The following is a 15,960-nucleotide window of genomic DNA, read 5'->3' as shown; positions in this document are numbered from 1 at the left end:
GTGAGCGGCACGGCCTCGGCGAGCGGCACGCGCGAGGTGAGCGGCACGGCCTCGGCGAGCGGCACGCGCGAGGTGAGCGGCACGGCCTCGGCGAGCGGCACGCGCGAGGTGAGCGGCACGGCCTCGGCGAGTGGCACGGGCGAGGCGAGCGATACGGACGGGCCGGGAACGAGGCCGCGCAGTTGAGCGATGACACGATACGCCTGGTCACGATCGGGCGGATTATCCGTCGGCGCCGACGGCTCCTCATCATCCTCACCGTGGTGGGCGCACTCGTCGGCCACGGCACCTCCCTGCTGCTTCCGCCGCGTTACACGACGTCGGCGTCGGTCCTGCTGCCCGGGGCGTGGGAGGAGCGCGAGCTGCTGACGCAGGCGGAGATCGCGACCAGTTCGGTGGTGGTCGACCGTGCCGCCACCGCGCTCGGCTGGACCGGGGTCGACGGCAGCGAGGTGCGGGAGCACGTCAGTGCCAAGGCCACCGACGGGAACATCATCAAGATCTCGGGCACGGCCGACACCCCCGAGCGCGCCCAGCGCCTCTCCGACCAGGTCGCCCGGCAGTTCGTCGCCTTCGCCAAGCAGGTCGCGGGCGACAGCGCCGACCCCGACGCGGGGGCGCCCGAAGCACTGCGGCAGACGGTGAAGAAGACCAGCCGCCGCATCACCGAACTGGCCGAGCAGGCCGGTTCGGGGGAGACCGTGGAGAGCGTGCAGACCCGCACCGAGCTGGCGAAGCTGCGCACCGCGCTGCAGGAGGCCATCGACAAGCTGGACCAGGCCGACCCGGCCGACGAGCAGGCCGCCAACCTGGTCGTCATGGGGTCCGCGGCCCGGCCGACCGGCGAGGCGCCGCCGACCAGGACCCAGCTCATCGCCGCCGGAGCCCTGCTGTTCTTCCTGCTCACGGTCGTCGGCCATCTCGTCGCCGCCCGGATGAGCCGCCGGCTGCGTACCGAGGCGGAGATCGCCGCGGCACTGGGCTCGGAACTGCTGGGCGCCGTCGACGTGCCCGGCGGACGGACCGCGCGGCGGTCGGGAGGCCGTGGCCCCGGGGCCCTGCTGCGCCGGCTGCTGGGCGTCGACGTCCGGTGGGACCTGCCGACCCCGCGGACGTCCGGCGACGAGGCCAGCAGACAGATCCGCTACCGCCGGGTGTGCACCCGGCTGCGGGAACAGCTGCCGATCCCCCGGCGGCTGCTGGTCGTCGTCCCCGACGGCGACGAGACCGCCCGACGGGCCGCCGACCGGCTGGTCGCCGAGGCCGAGCACGATCCGCTGCTGAGGGTGGTGGGGGTTCCGGTGGCCCGGCCGCTGGTGCCGGACCGCGAGACCGAGTCGGGGGTCCTGGTCGTGCTCAGCGCTGGCAGCTGGACCGCGGGAGAGCTCGCCGGCATCGCCGAGGCGTGTGCGGACGCCAAGCACGAGATCGTCGGCATCATCCTCGCCGGCCCGGTCCGGGCGCGTACGACCCGGTCCGCCGGACCTCCGCGGGAGGCCGTGGCGCCGGCGCTCGCGGTCGGCGACGACGCGAGGGGAGGTGCACGGTGACGACGAGCACGACCGCGGAGCCGTCGGCCACCGCACCGCTGCTGGACCTCCAGGGGCTGGTGGTGGCGGTGCGCAGGCGACGCCGGCTCTGGGGCGCCATGGCGCTGCTCGGGCTGCTCGGCGGCGCGGGGGTGGCGGTCCTGCTGCCTCCGCCGCCGACGGCGGTGACCAAGGTGCTGGTGGCGCACCAGGAGGACCAGCCCAACGACCCCGGAACGCTGATCCGCACCGACGTCGCGCTGCTGCAGACCACCCGGATCGCCGGCCAGGCCCTGAAGACCCTCGGCTCCGCGGAGAAACCCGAGGACTTCATGGAGGACTACGGAGGTCTCGGCCTGACCAACAACATGCTGCAGATCGAGGTGACCGGGGACAGCGAGGCGCAGGCGGTGGCCCGCGCGAAGGCACTGGCCGACGCGTTCGTCGCCGACCATGTGCGGCGGATACAGGAAGCCGCGAACGCGGAGGCCAAGGCCCTGCTCGACCAGCGTGACCGCATCAAGTCCGACCTCGCCAAGGTCAACAAGGCGATCGGGGACGGCACACCGGAGAGCGGGCCGAGCGCGTCGGCCGACATGGAGTCCCTCTTCGCCCGCCGGGCCGAACTCACCTCCCGCGTCTCCGACTTCGACCAGCGTGCCGCCGAGGCGCGCATCGGCACGCCCCAGCTCGTCGCCGGCACCCAGATCGTGGACGCGCCGCGCGCGGTGCGGCACTCGCTGCCGAGGACCCTCGCCACCGACGCGGCGATCGGGTTCGTCCTCGGGCTCGCCCTCGGCCTCGCGGTGGCCGCGGTGGGCACGGTGGTGGCGGACCGCCCCGTCCTGCGCCGGGACATCGCCGCGAACCTCGGCGCCTCGGTGCTGACGGAACTGCCCCGCCGCTCGCCCTGGCTGTGGCGGCGGCGCCGGACCCGGGCGGCACGGACACGGCTCACCCTGTCCCTCACCCGTGCCGTCCGCGGCTCCGCGGACCCGGTGTCGCTGCTGGAGCTGGGCTGCGCGCGCGGCGCGAGCGTGATCGCCCTGGACCTCGCCGGGGCACTGGCGGCCCAGGGACCGGTGGCCGTCGTCGACGGGCTGCCCGGCCGGCAGCTTTCGGGCCGCCGCCCGAAGCCGGGAGACCCGGCCGTGGTCGGCGGCGCGCAGGCGGAGACCCTGCCGCCCGGGGACCGCCGGATCGGCGTCGGCTCGGTGGCCCCCGGCACGGCGTGGACCGACCTGCGGTACCTCGGCACCCGGACGGTGCTCGTCGTGCGTGCCGGGCACGGCAGTGTCGCGTGGCTGCACACCGTGGCGCGGCAGCTCGCGGACCAGCACATCGCGGTGATCGGGGTGGTGCTGATCGACCCCGATCCGCGGGACCGGACCGACGGCACGCTGTGGGACGGGCCGCCCGGCGCGGCGCGTGGCCGCGGCGAGCGGCCCACCGTGCGGAACGGGTCGGGCAGGCGGCGGGCGGAGCGGCTGCCGATGTGGGCGGAGCGGGTCCCGGACAGCGACCAGGAGGCGCGGTAGGCATGTGTGGCATCGCAGGTACGTACCGGTGGCCGGACGGGAAGGCCGTGACCGACCGGCTCACCGATGTCCTCGCCCACCGCGGCCCGGACGGGGCGGGCCGCTACAGCCATTCCGTCGGCGACGGCGAGGTGCACCTCGGGCACCGCCGGCTGGCCATCATCGACCTGTCCGAGACCGGCGCCCAGCCGATGGTCTCGGACGGTCTGGTCCTGACGTACAACGGCGAGTTGTACAACGCGCCCGAGCTGCGTGCCGAGCTGACGGGCGCCGGGGTGCGCTTTCGCGGTACGTCCGACTCCGAGGTGCTGCTGGAGGCCTGGCGGCGCTGGGGCACGGACTGCCTGCCCCGGCTGCGCGGGATGTTCGCGTTCGGGATCTTCGACGAGCGCACCGGTGAGCTGGTGCTCGCCCGCGACCAGCTCGGCGTCAAGCCGCTGTTCCTGCTCCGGCGCGGCGAGGGAATGGTGTTCGCCTCCGAGCTGAAGGCGCTGGCCGCCGTGACGGGCGGGTCGCTGGAGGTGGACCACGCGGCGCTGGTGGCCTCGCTGCTGTACTACTGGGTGCCGGACTCGCGGTGTGCGTTCCGCGAGGCGGAGAAGCTGCCGCCGGGGAGCTGGCTCAGGTGCCGGCCCGACGGCCGGGTGGAGCGCGGCCGGTTCTGGAACCTGCGGGACGTCGCCGCCGAGGGCCGGGAACGCGCCCTCGCCGGCGAGATGCCGGACCTCGCCGCCGTCGTCGAGGAGTCGACCCGGCGCCATCTGCTGTCCGACGTGCCCGTGGCGACGTTCCTCTCCGGCGGGCTCGACTCCAGCTATCTGACCGCGCTGGCGGCCCGCGACCGGCCCGGGATCTCCGCCTACACGATCGGGTTCCGCGCCGAGGACGCCAGGTTCGAGGCGATGCCGGACGACCTGCGCTACGCCCGGCAGGTGGCCGAGCGGTTCGGCGTCGACCTGCACGAGATCGAGATCGCGCCGAACGTGCTCGACCTGCTGCCGCACATGACATACCACCTGGACGAGCCGATCGGCGACCCCGCCGCGATCAACACCTTCCTGATCTGCGAGGCCGCCCGGGAGGCCGGGGTCAAGGTGATGCTGTCGGGGATGGGCGCCGACGAGCTGTTCGCCGGGTACCGCAAGCACCTGGCCAATTTGCTCGCGCTGCGCTACCAGCGCGTCCCGCGGCCCCTGCGGCGCGGGCTGTCCGCGGCCGTGGACCGGCTGCCGGTCGCCTCGGCCCGCCGGGGATACCGGTCGGTGCGCTTCGCGAAGCGGTTCCTCTCCTTCGCGGATCTGCCGGAGGAGACCGCGTTCCGGCGCAGCTACACCATGTACGACAGGGACGAGCTGCTCGGCCTGATCGATCCGGATCTGGCCGGGACGGTCGACGACGTGCTGACCGAGCACGCGGACGTCTACCGGGACAACGACCTCGACGACTTCGTCAACCGCATGTGCCTCGGCGACGCCCGGATGTTCCTGCCGGGCCTGAACCTCGCCTACACGGACCGGTCGAGCATGGCCGCGTCGACGGAGGTGCGGGTGCCGTACGTGGACGTCGAGGTGGTCAGGGCGGCGTTCGCCGTGCCCGGTGACCGCAAGATCGTCGGCCGGCAGGGCAAGGCCGTCCTCAAGGAGGCCGCCTGTTCGATCCTGCCCCGGGAGATCGTCTACCGGCCCAAGGGCCTGTTCAGCGCTCCGCTGCGGGCCTGGATGAGCCGGGACCTGGCGCCGCTGGTGCGCGAGGTGGTGAACGACGGCGAGCTCGTCCGTTCCGGGTTCCTGCGCCGCGACGCGCTGCGACGGCTCGTCGCCGAGGACGCCGCCGGGCACCGGGACAACTCCAAGCATCTGTGGCATGTGCTGACCCTCGAACACTGGTATCGCGGCGCGACCTCCGGCTCCGGCCGGACCGCTCCCTGACGGCGTAGAGACAAGGGACTTCGGGTGAAACAGGTAGTGCAGAACTACAAGAGCGGCGAGCTGGCGCTGCTCGACGTGCCGGTGCCCGGGTGCAAGCCGGGCGGCGTGCTGGTGCGGACCGCCCACTCGCTGATATCCACCGGTACCGAGCTGATGAAGGTGTCCGAGGCCGGCATGTCGATGGTGGGCAAGGCCCGCTCCCGGCCGGACCAGGTGGCCAAGGTCGCGCAGAGCGTGGCCACGAACGGGGTGGGCGCCACCTACCGCAAGGTGATGGGCAAGCTGGACTCCTACACACCGCTCGGCTACTCGCTGTGCGGGGTGGTCGAGCAGGTCGGGGCCGGCGTCGACGACGTGAAGGTCGGCGACCTCGTGGCCTGCGCCGGCAACGAGCACGCGCTGCACGCCGAGCTGAACTGGGTGCCGAAGAACCTCTACGCCCCCGTGCCGGACGGTCTCGCGTCCCGGCACGCGGCCTTCGGCACCGTCGGGTCGATCGCGATGCAGGGCGTCCGCCAGGGCGAGCCGCAGCTCGGCGAGGTGGCGCTGGTCATCGGCCTCGGGCTGATCGGGCAGCTGGTGGCGCAGCTGCTGACCGCCTCCGGCGTCCGGGTCGTCGGGGTCGACCCCGATCCGGCGCGCTGCGAGCTGGCCGAGCGCCTGGGCGCCGCCGCCTGCGGGGACCCCGACTCCCCGGCCGTGGTGAACGCCGTCGCGGAACTCACCGACGGCCACGGCGTGGACCAGGTGTACCTGGCCGCCGGCGGCGCGAGCAACCAGCCCGTCGAGCTGGCCGCCCGGCTGTGCCGGGACCGCGGCCGGGTCGTCGACATCGGCAAGTGCCGCCTGGACCTGCCGTGGAACGCGTACTACGAGAAGGAGCTGGACGTCCGGTTCTCCCGCTCCTACGGCCCCGGGCGCTACGACCCCTCGTACGAGCTGGAGGGGCGGGACTACCCGATCGGCTATGTGCGCTGGACCGAGCGCCGGAACCTCGCGTGCTTCCTCGACCTCCTCGCGCGCGGCCGGGTCGATGTGCAGCCCCTGATCTCCCACACGGCCGACTTCGACGACGCGGTCGAGACGTACCGGAGCCTGAAGGACGGTGAACTGAAGGCCGTGGCGGTGCTGTTCCGGTACCCCGGCGACCAGCGGGAGCAGGAGGAGGCCGCGGCCCCGGAGGTCGCGGTGCCCGCGGTGCGGCGCGGCGGCGCGGGGACTGCCCCGGCCCGCGCGGCCGGGTCGCCGGTGCGGCTGGCGTTCGTCGGCGCGGGGAACTACGCGACGTCGATGCTGCTGCCGCACCTGGCGCGGCGCGAGGGCGTCGAGCTGTCCACGGTCGTCACCACGACGGCGCTGTCGGCGGCCAACGCGCAGCGGAAGTTCGGCTTCGCCGAGGCCACCACCGACCTGGACGCCGTGCTCGGCGACAAGTCCGTCGACGCGGTGTTCGTGGTCACCCGGCACAGCTCGCACGCCGAGCTGACCCGCAGGGCACTGCTGGCCGGCAAGGCGGTGTTCGTGGAGAAGCCGCTGGCGCTCACCGAAGAGGAGCTGGCCGGGGTGCTCGCGGCGGTGAAGGAGTCCGGCAACGACCGGCTCCAGGTGGGCTTCAACCGCCGGTTCGCGCCGCTGCTGCGGGAGGCGAAGCAGCGGTTCGGCGCCCGCACCGGACCGGCGAGCCTGCGCTACCTGGTCAACGCGGGCCGCCTGGACCACGGCAGCTGGTACCTGCGGCAGGACACCGAGGGCTCGCGGTTCGCCGGTGAGGGCGGACACTTCGTCGACACGGCGAGCTGGCTGCTGGAGGCCGACCCGGTCTCGGTGTACGCGCTCACCACGCCCGGCAACGAGGACCTCCAGGTCGTCCTGCGCTACCCGGACGGGTCCACCGCCACGATCAGCTACGTCACCACCGGCGCGCCCGGCTTCCCCAAGGAGACGCTGGACCTGGTCGCGGACGGCAGGGTGCTGCGGCTCGACGACTTCGTCCGTGCCGCCGTCTACGACGGCCGCCGCAGGCAGTGGGTCGGATCGCGGCTGCCCAAGGCCCGGGACAAGGGCCAGTCCGCCGAACTGGCCGCGTTCGTCAGGGCCGTGCGGACCGGCGGGCCCATGCCGGTGCCGCTGGAGTCGCTCGTCGCCACCACGGCGGCCACCCTCGCCGTGCGGGCGGGCCTCGCCGCCGGCGCGCCGGTGACGTTGGCGCGGACGCGATGACCGTGCGCGCGGGAAGTCCGGGCTGGTACCTGCGACGGCTGTCCCGGATGGGGCCGCGGGAGGTCGGCGGCCGGGTGGGCGACACGCTGCGCAGGCGGCGGTGGCGGACGGCGCCGCCCCGGAGCCCGGGTGCGACCGGCGCCCGGTTCACCGCCGTACTGCCCGCGGGGACCGTCGCCGCGGTGCCCCCGGACGCCGCGAAACGTCTCGTCGCCGAGGCGGACCGGCTGATGGACGGGCACGCCGAGTACTTCGGGGTGGTCCGCGACGACCTGGCCGACCCGGACTGGTGCCACGACCCGAAGACCGGGCGCCGGGCTCCCTGGGGCTACGCCTTCGACGTGCCGTACCGCGACGAGGACGCGGTCGGCGACATCAAGCAGATCTGGGAGCTGTCCCGGCACCAGTACCTCACCGTGCTCGCCGCCGCCTACGCGGTCACCGGGGACGAGCGGTACGCCGAGCGGGTGGCCGCCCATCTGCGGTCGTGGTGGGCGGCCAACACACCGCTGCGCGGGGTGCACTGGACCAGCGGCATCGAGCTGGGCATCCGGCTGCTGTCCTGGGTGTGGGTGCGCCGGCTGCTCGACGACTGGCCGGGCGCGGCCGGGCTGTTCGAGGACAACCCGGTGGCGCACCGGCAGATCTGGCACCACCAGCGCTGGCTGGCCGCCTTCCCCAGCCGGGGCTCCTCCGCGAACAACCATGTGATCGCCGAGACCGCCGGGCAGTTCGCCGCGGCCTGCGCCTTCGACTGGTTCCCCTCCTCGGCGCGCTGGCGCACCGACGCCCTGCGGTCGCTGGAACGGCAGCTGCGCGCCAACACCTTCCCCTCGGGTCTCAACCGGGAGCTGGCCACCGAGTACCACGGGCTGGTGCTGGAGCTGGGCCTGGCCGCGCTGGCCGAGGCGGACGCCGCGGGTGTGCCGGTGCCCGCGACGGTCCGGCTGGTGCTGCTACGGATGACCGACGTGCTCGCGGCCGTCGTGGACAACCGGCTGCGGCCGCCGCGCCAGGGGGACGCGGACGACGGGCACGGTCTGGTCGTGGACGGCACGGGCACCGACCGCTGGGCCTCGCTGCTGGCCACCGGGGACGCCGTCTTCGGCCGGCTGGACTGGTGGCCGGCGGTGACCGGCACCGACGTACGCACCCCGCTGCTGGCCGCGCTCGTGCGGCCCTGCCCGCGCGAGGGGACCGCGCCGACCGTGGCCCGCCCGGCGACCCGGCCCGACCGTTTCGCCGACGCCGGCATGACCATCCTGCGCGGTCCGGAGGAGATCTGGTGCCGCTGCGACGGCGGCCCGCACGGCTTCCTGTCCATCGCCGCGCACGCGCACGCCGACGCGCTGTCCCTGGAGGTACGGCACGACGGGGTCGACGTGCTGGCCGACCCGGGGACGTACTGCTACCACGGGCAGCCCGAGTGGCGGCGGTACTTCCGCTCCACCCTCGGCCACAACACCCTGGAACTGGACGGCGACGACCAGTCCGTCTCCGGCGGTCCGTTCCTGTGGACCCGGCAGGCCCGCAGCCGGGTCCTGGTCGCCGGCACGTCCGGGGAGGGCGTGGCCCGCTGGTGCGCCGAGCACGACGGCTACGAGCCCTCCGTGCACCGGCGCCGGGTGGAGCTGACGGCCGCGAGCCGGGAGCTGCGGGTGGTCGACGAGATCCGCGGCCGGCACAGCCCGCGCCGGGCCGTGCGGCTGGCGTTCCACCTCGGTCCGGCGATCGCCGCGGACCTGGTGGGCACCGTCGCGGAACTCACCTGGACCCGGGACGGCGAGGACCGCTCCGCGGTGCTCGACCTGCCCGGGCAGCTGTCCTGGCGGGCGCACCGCGGCGAGAGCGACCCTCCGCTCGGCTGGTACTCCGCCGGCTTCGGGCGCAAGGAACCCGCCACCACGCTGATCGGCACCGGCTTCGCCGACGGCACCGCGCCGTCCGGGGAGTTCGTCACCGTACTCGGGTTCCGGGGCTAGGGCCCCTGTGATGGATCTCCGTGGGAGAAGGAAGGGGCCTGGGGGAGGACGCTTGGGGATCAAGGGGCGGCGACGAGCATGGGTCACGGCACCGCTGGTGCTGGCCCTGCTGGCGGCGACCGGCTGCGAGGGCACGCCGGACGCGCGGCCGAAGCCGACCACCGCACCGCCGACGTCCGTGGCCGGGGTGTGCGCCGAACGCGCGGCCGGGCCGGCCAAGGCGCCGGCGGGCGCGGTGCCGGTCGATCCCGCCGTGCCGGGCGACCTGGCGGTGAAGACCGAGGAGAACCCCCCGGGCACCACGTTCTGGCTGCTCCCCGGCAAGCACCGGCTCGGGCCGGACCGCTACGCCCAGGTCCTCCCCAAGGAGGGGGACACCTACGTCGGCGCGCCGGGCGCGGTGCTCGACGGCCGGAAGACCAACCAGTACGCGTTCGGCGGGTCCGCCCCCGACGTCACCATCCGTCACCTGACCGTGCAGCGTTTCGTCGCGCCGCACGACGAGGGCGTGGTCAACCACGACTCGGCCGACGGCTGGGTCATCGAGCACACGACGGTCCAGAACAACTCCGGCGCCGGGCTGATGGCCGGCGCCCGCCAGCGGGTGCGCGGCAACTGCCTGCGCGACAACGGCCAGTACGGCATGAACGCCTACAAGGCCGACGGCCGTATCACCGGCCTGGTGGTCGAGGGCAACGAGATCACGGGCAACAACACGGACGACTGGGAGAAGCGGCGGCCGGGCTGCGGCTGCACCGGGGGCGTGAAGTTCTGGGCCGTCGACGGCGCCGACGTACGCGGCAACTGGGTGCACGACAACCGCGGAACGGGGCTGTGGGCGGACACCAACAACAACGACTTCCGTATCGAGGGAAACCTGCTGGAGGCCAACGACGGTGCCGCGCTGATCTACGAGACCAGCTACAACGCGGTCATCCGCGAGAACCGGATCCGGCGCAACAACTGGGTCGAGGGCCGCACCTACGCCGACAGCGGCGACGATTTCCCGTTCGCGACCGTCTACATATCGGAGTCCGGCGGCGAGCCGCGCGTCCCGGCCCGCACGGACAAGATCGAGATCTACCGGAACGTGCTGGAGAACAACTGGTCCGGGATCACCCTGTGGGAGAACGCGGACCGGTTCTGCAACAGCCCGGCCAACACCTCCTCGGGTGAGTGCACCCTCCTGGTGAAGGACATCGACCGCTGCGAGCGGCCGGCGATCGCCAAGGTGCCGCTGTACGACGACTGCCGGTGGAGGACCCAGCGGGTGGACGTCCACGACAACCGCTTCACGCTGGACAAGTCCGTCCTCGACTGCACGGCGAAGTGCGACCGCATGGCGGTGCTGGCCAACTACGGCACCTATCCGGACTGGTCGCCCTACCGGGGCGAGCGGGTGGCCGAGTCGATCACCCGCAAGCAGCACAACCGCTGGCACGACAACGTCTACCGGGGGCCGTGGAGGTTCGTCGTCCACGACCCGAGCCGGGTCCTGGACTTCGCCCAGTGGCGGGACACGCCCTACCGGCAGGACGCGGGCAGCAAGTACCGTGCCGGGAAGGGCGGTTGAGATGGCCACCGACCACACGTCGAAGATCGTCGGGACGGTCTGGGGGCTCCTGGTCCTCAACACGCTCGGCTCCGCCGGGGCGAAGACCATCGTCCCGCTGCCCCGCTCCCTCATCCAGATGGTCACCATGGGCGCGCTGGTCGCCGCGTTCGCGCTGGCGCTGGTGGTCAATGCGCGGCTGCGCGTGCGGCCCAACGCCTTCCTGTTCCTGCTGACCCTGCTGCTGGTGCCGAGCGTGATCTCCAGCGCGGACCTGGAGTCCGGGTTCGGCGCGGTGTTCCGCTGCGCCCGGCTGGCTCTCTTCGTCAGCACGCTGTGGCTGCTCACCCGCTGGTGGGACGGTGAGCTGAGGTTCGTCCGGCTGCACATCCGGATGTACTACGTGGTCCTCGGCTCGGTGGCCCTCGGCGCTCTCGTCTCCCCGGGCGCCGCCCTGCCCGAGCTGTACGGCGGGCGGCTGGTCGGGGCGCTGTGGCCGCTCACCCCGCCGCAGATCGGACAGTACGCGGCGGTGATCATCGGGCTGTCCGTGCTGCTCCTGCTGGGCCGCCGGACGACCCGGGGCAGCGCGGCGCTGGTCATCGTGCCGTCCCTGGTCCTGCTCGCGCTGACCCACACCCGCACGGCCACGCTCGGGATGCTGATCGGGCTGGTGCTGGCGATCGGCTCGCTCTTTCTGACCAGCACCGCCGCCCGCCGGTTCTTCGCCTGGGTGGTGCTGTGCGCCGCCGTGGCCGCGGTGGGGTTCGGCCCCGCGCTGCGGTCGTGGTTCCTGCGCGGACAGAGCCAGGAGAACTTCACCAGCCTCACCGGCCGGGCCAAGGTCTGGGAGGCGCTGCTGGCGGCACCCCGGACGACCTCGGAGTACCTGTTCGGCAGGGGTCTGGGCGACAAGTCCTTCGGCGGGCTGCCGATCGACAACAGCTGGCTGGCCGTCTTCAACGAGCAGGGGATGACCGGCGTGACGCTGGTGGCGGCGATCATCGTCGTGCTGGGCGGCGTCGCGCTGCTGCGGCCGCCCTCGCTGTCGAGGGCCTGCGCGATCTTCCTGATCAGCTACTGCGGGATCGCGTCGTACACCGAGGCCGGGCTGGGCGACGCCTCGCCGTACCTGCTCCATCTGGCGGTGGCGGCCTCGCTGTTGGCGGTGCCCGACGCGGCCACCGCCCTCCCGGCCCCCACAGTCCCCCGACGGCGCGTCACGCGCTGGGTCCGAAGATCGGAGGTGGCCTGAGCATGCACGGCCTTCACGTGCTGGTACTGCACAACCGCTACGCCTCGGCGCAGCCGAGCGGCGAGAACAAGGTCGTCGACCAGGAGGTGGCACTGCTGCGCGGAGCCGGCCACCGGGTCGAGGTGTTCGAGCGGCGCAGCGACGACATCGCCGCCCGGTCCCTGCCGGGCAAGGCCGCGATCCCGCTGCTGGTGCCGTGGAACCCGGCGGTCCGCAGGGAACTCGCCGCCAAGCTGCGCGCCGAGCGGCCGGACGTGGTCCACGTCCACAACGTCTTCCCGCTGCTGTCGCCGGCGGTGCTGGCCGCCTGCGCGGACGCCGGGGTGCCGGCCGTCGCCACGCTGCACAACTACACCCAGGTCTGCCCGCCCGGCACGCTGCAGCGCGACGGCCGGCCGTGCACCGAGTGCGTCGGGTCCTCGCCGCTGCCCGCCGTCCGGCACGGCTGCTACCGCGGCTCCCGGCTCGCGACGGTGCCGCTCGCGGTCAGTCTGTCGGTGAACCGGCGGCGGTGGTGGTCCGGTGTGGAGCGGTTCTTCTGCATCTCGGCGGCGCAGCGCGACGTCCTGGTGCGCTCCGGCATGCCGGCCGAACGGCTGGCCGTGAAGCACAACTTCGTGCCCGACCCGGACGTACGCCGCGAAGGCGACGGCAAGCACCTGCTGTACCTGGGCCGGCTCGCGGAGGCCAAAGGCGTACGGCTGCTCATGGCCGCCTGGGACGAACTGACCGCCGGCGGCGGGGTGGGCGTGCCGCTGGTGATCGCCGGGGCGGGGCCGCTGGAGCCGGAGGTGACCGCCTGGGCGGCGGGCCGCGACGACGTGCGGTACGCCGGCCTGTACGACACCGCGCAGGTCCGCGAGGCCGTCGCGCGGTCGGTCGCCGTGGTGGCTCCCTCGACGTGGCTGGAGGCGTTCGGCCTGGTGGTCGTGGAGGCGATGGCGGCCGGGGTCCCGGCCGTCGCCGCCGGTCACGGCGCCTTCGTCGAACTCGTCGAGGACGGGGTGACCGGGCTGCTGCACCGGCCGGGCGAGGCCGCCTCGCTCGCGTCCTGTCTGCGCCGGATCACGGCCGACCCGGCCCTCGGCCGGCAGCTGGGCCGGGCGGCCAGGAGCCGTTACGAGCGGGACTTCAGCCCGGCGGTCGGGCTGGAGCGTCTGGTGGAGGGGTACCGCTCCGCGATCGCGGAGCGGTCCGGCGGCGGGGACGGCCCGCCGCCGGCTGGGGACGCACGCACTGGCTCGCGGCGGGAGCACCCGCGCGAGGGGGATGGGGGCAGTAGATGACCGGATGCCGACTCTGCGGCTCGACGGCGCTGGAGAGCGTCGTCGACCTGGGGGCGACCCCGCCGTGCGAGAGCTTTCTCGCCGCGGAACGACTGGACCTGCCGGAACCGGCGTACCCGCTGCATCTGCGGGTCTGCACGGACTGCTGGCTCGCGCAGATCCCTCCGCTGATCACGCCGGAGGAGACGTTCGAGGAGTACGCGTACTTCTCCTCCTTCTCGACCTCCTGGGTGGAGCACGCGCGCGCCTTCGTCGCGGGCGCCGTGGAGCGGGTGGGCCTCGGCCCCGACGCCTTCGTGGTCGAGGTGGCGAGCAACGACGGCTACCTGCTGAGGCATGTGGTGGACCGGGGCATCCGCTGCCTGGGCGTCGAGCCTTCGGTGAACGTCGGGGCGGCGGCGAGGGAGGCGAGGGTGCCCACGCTCACCGCGTTCCTGTCCCCGGACACCGGCTCGGCGGTCCGGGCGGAGCACGGCCCGGCGGACCTGGTCGTGGCCAACAACGTGTACGCGCACATCCCCGACGTCGTCGGGTTCACCCAGGGCCTGCGCGCCCTGGTCGCCGACGACGGCTGGGTCTCGATCGAGGTGCAGCACCTGCTGACCCTGATCGAGGAGAACCAGTACGACACGATCTACCACGAGCACTTCCAGTACTACACCGTTGCTTCCGCGATCCGAGCCCTTGCGAGCGGCGGACTCACGCTCGTGGACGTCGAGCTGCTGCCCACGCACGGCGGGTCGATCCGGCTGTGGGCCCGCCCGTCCGAGGTGGCCGGCGAGCCCACCGCGCGGGTGGCGGACGTGCTGGCCCGGGAGAAGGCCGCCGGGCTGCAGGAGCTGTCCGGGTACACCGAGTTCTCCACCCGGGTGGCCAAGGTGCGCCGGGACCTGCTGCGGTTCCTCATCGACGCGGCCGAGCGCGGCGAGACGGTCGTCGGCTACGGCGCCCCGGGCAAGGGCAACACCCTGCTCAACCACTGCGGCATCCGGCCCGACCTGCTGGCGTACACCGTGGACCGCAACCCCTACAAGCACGGCAGGTTCACCCCGGGCACCCGCATCCCGATCCTGCCGCCCGAGCGGATAGCCGCCGACAAACCCGACTACGTACTCGTCCTGCCGTGGAACCTGCGGGCCGAACTGGTCGAGCAGCTGGCGTACGTGCACGAGTGGGGCGGCCGGCTGGTCTTCCCGATACCGGAACTGAGCATTGTCGAGGTCAAGGCATGAAGGTCGTCCTGTTCTGCGGCGGTTACGGCATGCGGATGCGCAACGGAACCTCCGACGACGTGCCCAAGCCGATGGCGATGGTCGGCCCGCGCCCGCTGATCTGGCACGTCATGCGCTACTACGCGCACTTCGGGCACACGGAGTTCATCCTCTGCCTCGGCTACGGAGCCCACCACATCAAGAACTTCTTCCTCACCTACGAGGAGACGACGTCCAACGACTTCGTGCTGCGCGGCGGGCGGACCGAACTGCTGTCCACCGACATCGCCGACTGGACGATCACGTTCGCGCAGACCGGCGTCGAGTCGCCGATCGGGGAACGGCTGCGCCGGGTGCGCCACCACCTGGACGGCGACGAGATGTTCCTCGCCAACTACGCCGACGTGCTCACCGACGCGCCGCTGCCGACGATGATCGACTCCTTCGCCCGGCGTGACGCCGGCGCGTCGATGATGGTGGTGCCGCCGCAGTCCTCGTTCCACTGCGTGGACCTGGGCGAGGACGGCCTGGTGGGGGGCATCACCGCGGTCAGCGACATGCCGCTGTGGGAGAACGGCGGCTACTTCGTGCTCCGCCAGGAGATCTTCGACCACATCCCGGAGGGCGGGGACCTGGTCGCCGACGGCTGCGCGCGGCTGGCCAAGGAGGGCCGGCTGGTGGCGCACCAGCACCGCGGCTTCTGGAAGCCGACCGACACCGTCAAGGAGCGGGCCGCGCTCGACGACGCCTACGCCCGGGGCGACCGCCCGTGGGCCGTGTGGGAGCGGGACGCCACCGGGGTGGGCGCGTGATCCGGCTCGGCGCCGGGCGCCCCGGCCGGGTCGTCGCGGTCGGCGCGCACTGCGACGACATCGCCATCGGCGCCGGCGGCACGCTGCTGACGATGTGCCTGGCGCGGCCGGGCCTGCGCGTCGACGCGCTCGTGCTCTCCGGCGGCGGCAGCGACCGGGAGCAGGAGGAGCGGGCCGCGCTCGCCGCCTTCTGCCCGGGCGCCGACCTGCGGCTGACCGTGCACAAGCTGCCGGACGGCCGGCTGCCCGCGCACTGGGAGGAGGCCAAGGCCGCGGTCGAGGAGCTGCGGGCGGCGACGGAGCCGGATCTCGTGCTGGCCCCGCGCACCGACGACGCCCACCAGGACCACCGCGGCCTGGCGAAGCTGATCCCCACCGCGTTCCGCGACCACCTGGTGCTCGGCTACGAGATCGTCAAGTGGGACGGCGATCTCGGCCGTCCGGCGGCCTACCAGCCGCTCTCCACGGAGACAGCCGAACAGAAGGTGCGGCTGCTGCAGGAGCACTACCCCTCGCAGCGCCACCGGCCCTGGTACGACCGGGAGGCCTTCCTCGGCCTCGCCCGGATCCGCGGTATCGAATGCCACGAGCGCTACGCCGAGGCGTTCGCCGTCACCAAACTCACGCTCAACCTGGGGGGTTGAACC

General features: G+C 73.3%; 11 protein-coding genes and 1 pseudogene. 11 read left to right on the top strand and 1 reads right to left on the bottom strand.

Going from position 1 to position 15,960, the window contains the following annotated elements; all coding sequences use genetic code 11:
• Positions 1 to 284, bottom strand: a pseudogene (locus tag ACWCRJ_RS10550) (hypothetical protein); the annotation flags it as partial.
• Here ACWCRJ_RS10550 and ACWCRJ_RS10545 point away from each other — a divergent pair.
• The 11 genes from ACWCRJ_RS10545 to ACWCRJ_RS10495 are packed head-to-tail and all read left to right on the top strand — an operon-like array spanning position 183 to position 15,957.
• Positions 183 to 1,550 carry a Wzz/FepE/Etk N-terminal domain-containing protein gene (locus ACWCRJ_RS10545; RefSeq protein WP_450938923.1) on the top strand — a complete coding sequence of 456 codons (1,368 nt, stop codon included), beginning with the start codon at positions 183 to 185 and terminating at the stop codon, positions 1,548 to 1,550. The pseudogene ACWCRJ_RS10550 and the gene ACWCRJ_RS10545 overlap by 102 nt on opposite strands.
• On the top strand, positions 1,547 to 3,067 hold the full coding sequence (locus ACWCRJ_RS10540) for a Wzz/FepE/Etk N-terminal domain-containing protein (protein WP_450938898.1): 1,521 nt from the start codon (positions 1,547 to 1,549) through the stop codon (positions 3,065 to 3,067). The genes ACWCRJ_RS10545 and ACWCRJ_RS10540 overlap by 4 nt, the downstream gene beginning before the upstream one ends.
• Before the next feature lie 2 nt (positions 3,068 to 3,069).
• Entirely contained in the window at positions 3,070 to 4,995 is a 1,926-nt protein-coding gene (gene asnB, locus ACWCRJ_RS10535; protein WP_450938897.1) for an asparagine synthase (glutamine-hydrolyzing), read from the top strand.
• Positions 4,996 to 5,019: 24 nt separating this feature from the next.
• Positions 5,020 to 7,215 carry a bi-domain-containing oxidoreductase gene (locus ACWCRJ_RS10530; protein WP_450938896.1) on the top strand — a complete coding sequence of 732 codons (2,196 nt, stop codon included), beginning with the start codon at positions 5,020 to 5,022 and terminating at the stop codon, positions 7,213 to 7,215.
• A complete protein-coding gene (locus ACWCRJ_RS10525) occupies positions 7,212 to 9,197 on the top strand; it encodes an alginate lyase family protein (protein ID WP_450938895.1) in 1,986 nt (661 codons plus the stop codon). The genes ACWCRJ_RS10530 and ACWCRJ_RS10525 overlap by 4 nt, the downstream gene beginning before the upstream one ends.
• 52 nt (positions 9,198 to 9,249) lie before the next feature.
• A complete protein-coding gene (locus tag ACWCRJ_RS10520) occupies positions 9,250 to 10,770 on the top strand; it encodes a right-handed parallel beta-helix repeat-containing protein (RefSeq protein ID WP_450938894.1) in 1,521 nt (506 codons plus the stop codon).
• 1 nt (position 10,771) lies between these two features.
• Positions 10,772 to 12,004 carry an O-antigen ligase domain-containing protein gene (locus ACWCRJ_RS10515; protein ID WP_450938893.1) on the top strand — a complete coding sequence of 411 codons (1,233 nt, stop codon included), beginning with the start codon at positions 10,772 to 10,774 and terminating at the stop codon, positions 12,002 to 12,004.
• A 2-nt stretch (positions 12,005 to 12,006) separates the two neighbouring features.
• The gene (locus ACWCRJ_RS10510) at positions 12,007 to 13,290 is read left to right on the top strand and encodes a glycosyltransferase (RefSeq protein ID WP_450938892.1); all 1,284 of its coding nucleotides are present in this window, start codon (positions 12,007 to 12,009) and stop codon (positions 13,288 to 13,290) included.
• Positions 13,287 to 14,522, top strand: a complete 1,236-nt coding sequence (locus ACWCRJ_RS10505) for a class I SAM-dependent methyltransferase (RefSeq protein WP_450938891.1) — start codon at positions 13,287 to 13,289, stop codon at positions 14,520 to 14,522. The genes ACWCRJ_RS10510 and ACWCRJ_RS10505 overlap by 4 nt, the downstream gene beginning before the upstream one ends.
• Positions 14,519 to 15,313 carry a glucose-1-phosphate cytidylyltransferase gene (locus ACWCRJ_RS10500; RefSeq protein WP_450938890.1) on the top strand — a complete coding sequence of 265 codons (795 nt, stop codon included), beginning with the start codon at positions 14,519 to 14,521 and terminating at the stop codon, positions 15,311 to 15,313. Before ACWCRJ_RS10505 ends, ACWCRJ_RS10500 begins: the two co-directional genes overlap by 4 nt.
• Complete coding sequence (locus ACWCRJ_RS10495; RefSeq protein ID WP_450938889.1) at positions 15,310 to 15,957, top strand: PIG-L deacetylase family protein; 648 nt, start codon at positions 15,310 to 15,312, stop codon at positions 15,955 to 15,957. The genes ACWCRJ_RS10500 and ACWCRJ_RS10495 overlap by 4 nt, the downstream gene beginning before the upstream one ends.
• The last annotated feature ends 3 nt before the right edge of the window (positions 15,958 to 15,960 follow it).

This window comes from Streptomyces sp. NPDC002324 (genome assembly GCF_053593335.1).
Note: the sequence above shows the minus strand (reverse complement) of the source record. Positions and strands in the feature narration are given on the sequence as shown.

Coding starts and splice junctions, on each gene's coding strand:
- ACWCRJ_RS10500 (WP_450938890.1), top strand. CDS start 14,519: ATGAAGGTCGTCCTGTTCTGCGGCGGTTACGGCATGCGGATGCGCAAC.
- asnB (WP_450938897.1), top strand. CDS start 3,070: ATGTGTGGCATCGCAGGTACGTACCGGTGGCCGGACGGGAAGGCCGTG.
- ACWCRJ_RS10510 (WP_450938892.1), top strand. CDS start 12,007: ATGCACGGCCTTCACGTGCTGGTACTGCACAACCGCTACGCCTCGGCG.
- ACWCRJ_RS10525 (WP_450938895.1), top strand. CDS start 7,212: ATGACCGTGCGCGCGGGAAGTCCGGGCTGGTACCTGCGACGGCTGTCC.
- ACWCRJ_RS10515 (WP_450938893.1), top strand. CDS start 10,772: ATGGCCACCGACCACACGTCGAAGATCGTCGGGACGGTCTGGGGGCTC.
- ACWCRJ_RS10505 (WP_450938891.1), top strand. CDS start 13,287: ATGACCGGATGCCGACTCTGCGGCTCGACGGCGCTGGAGAGCGTCGTC.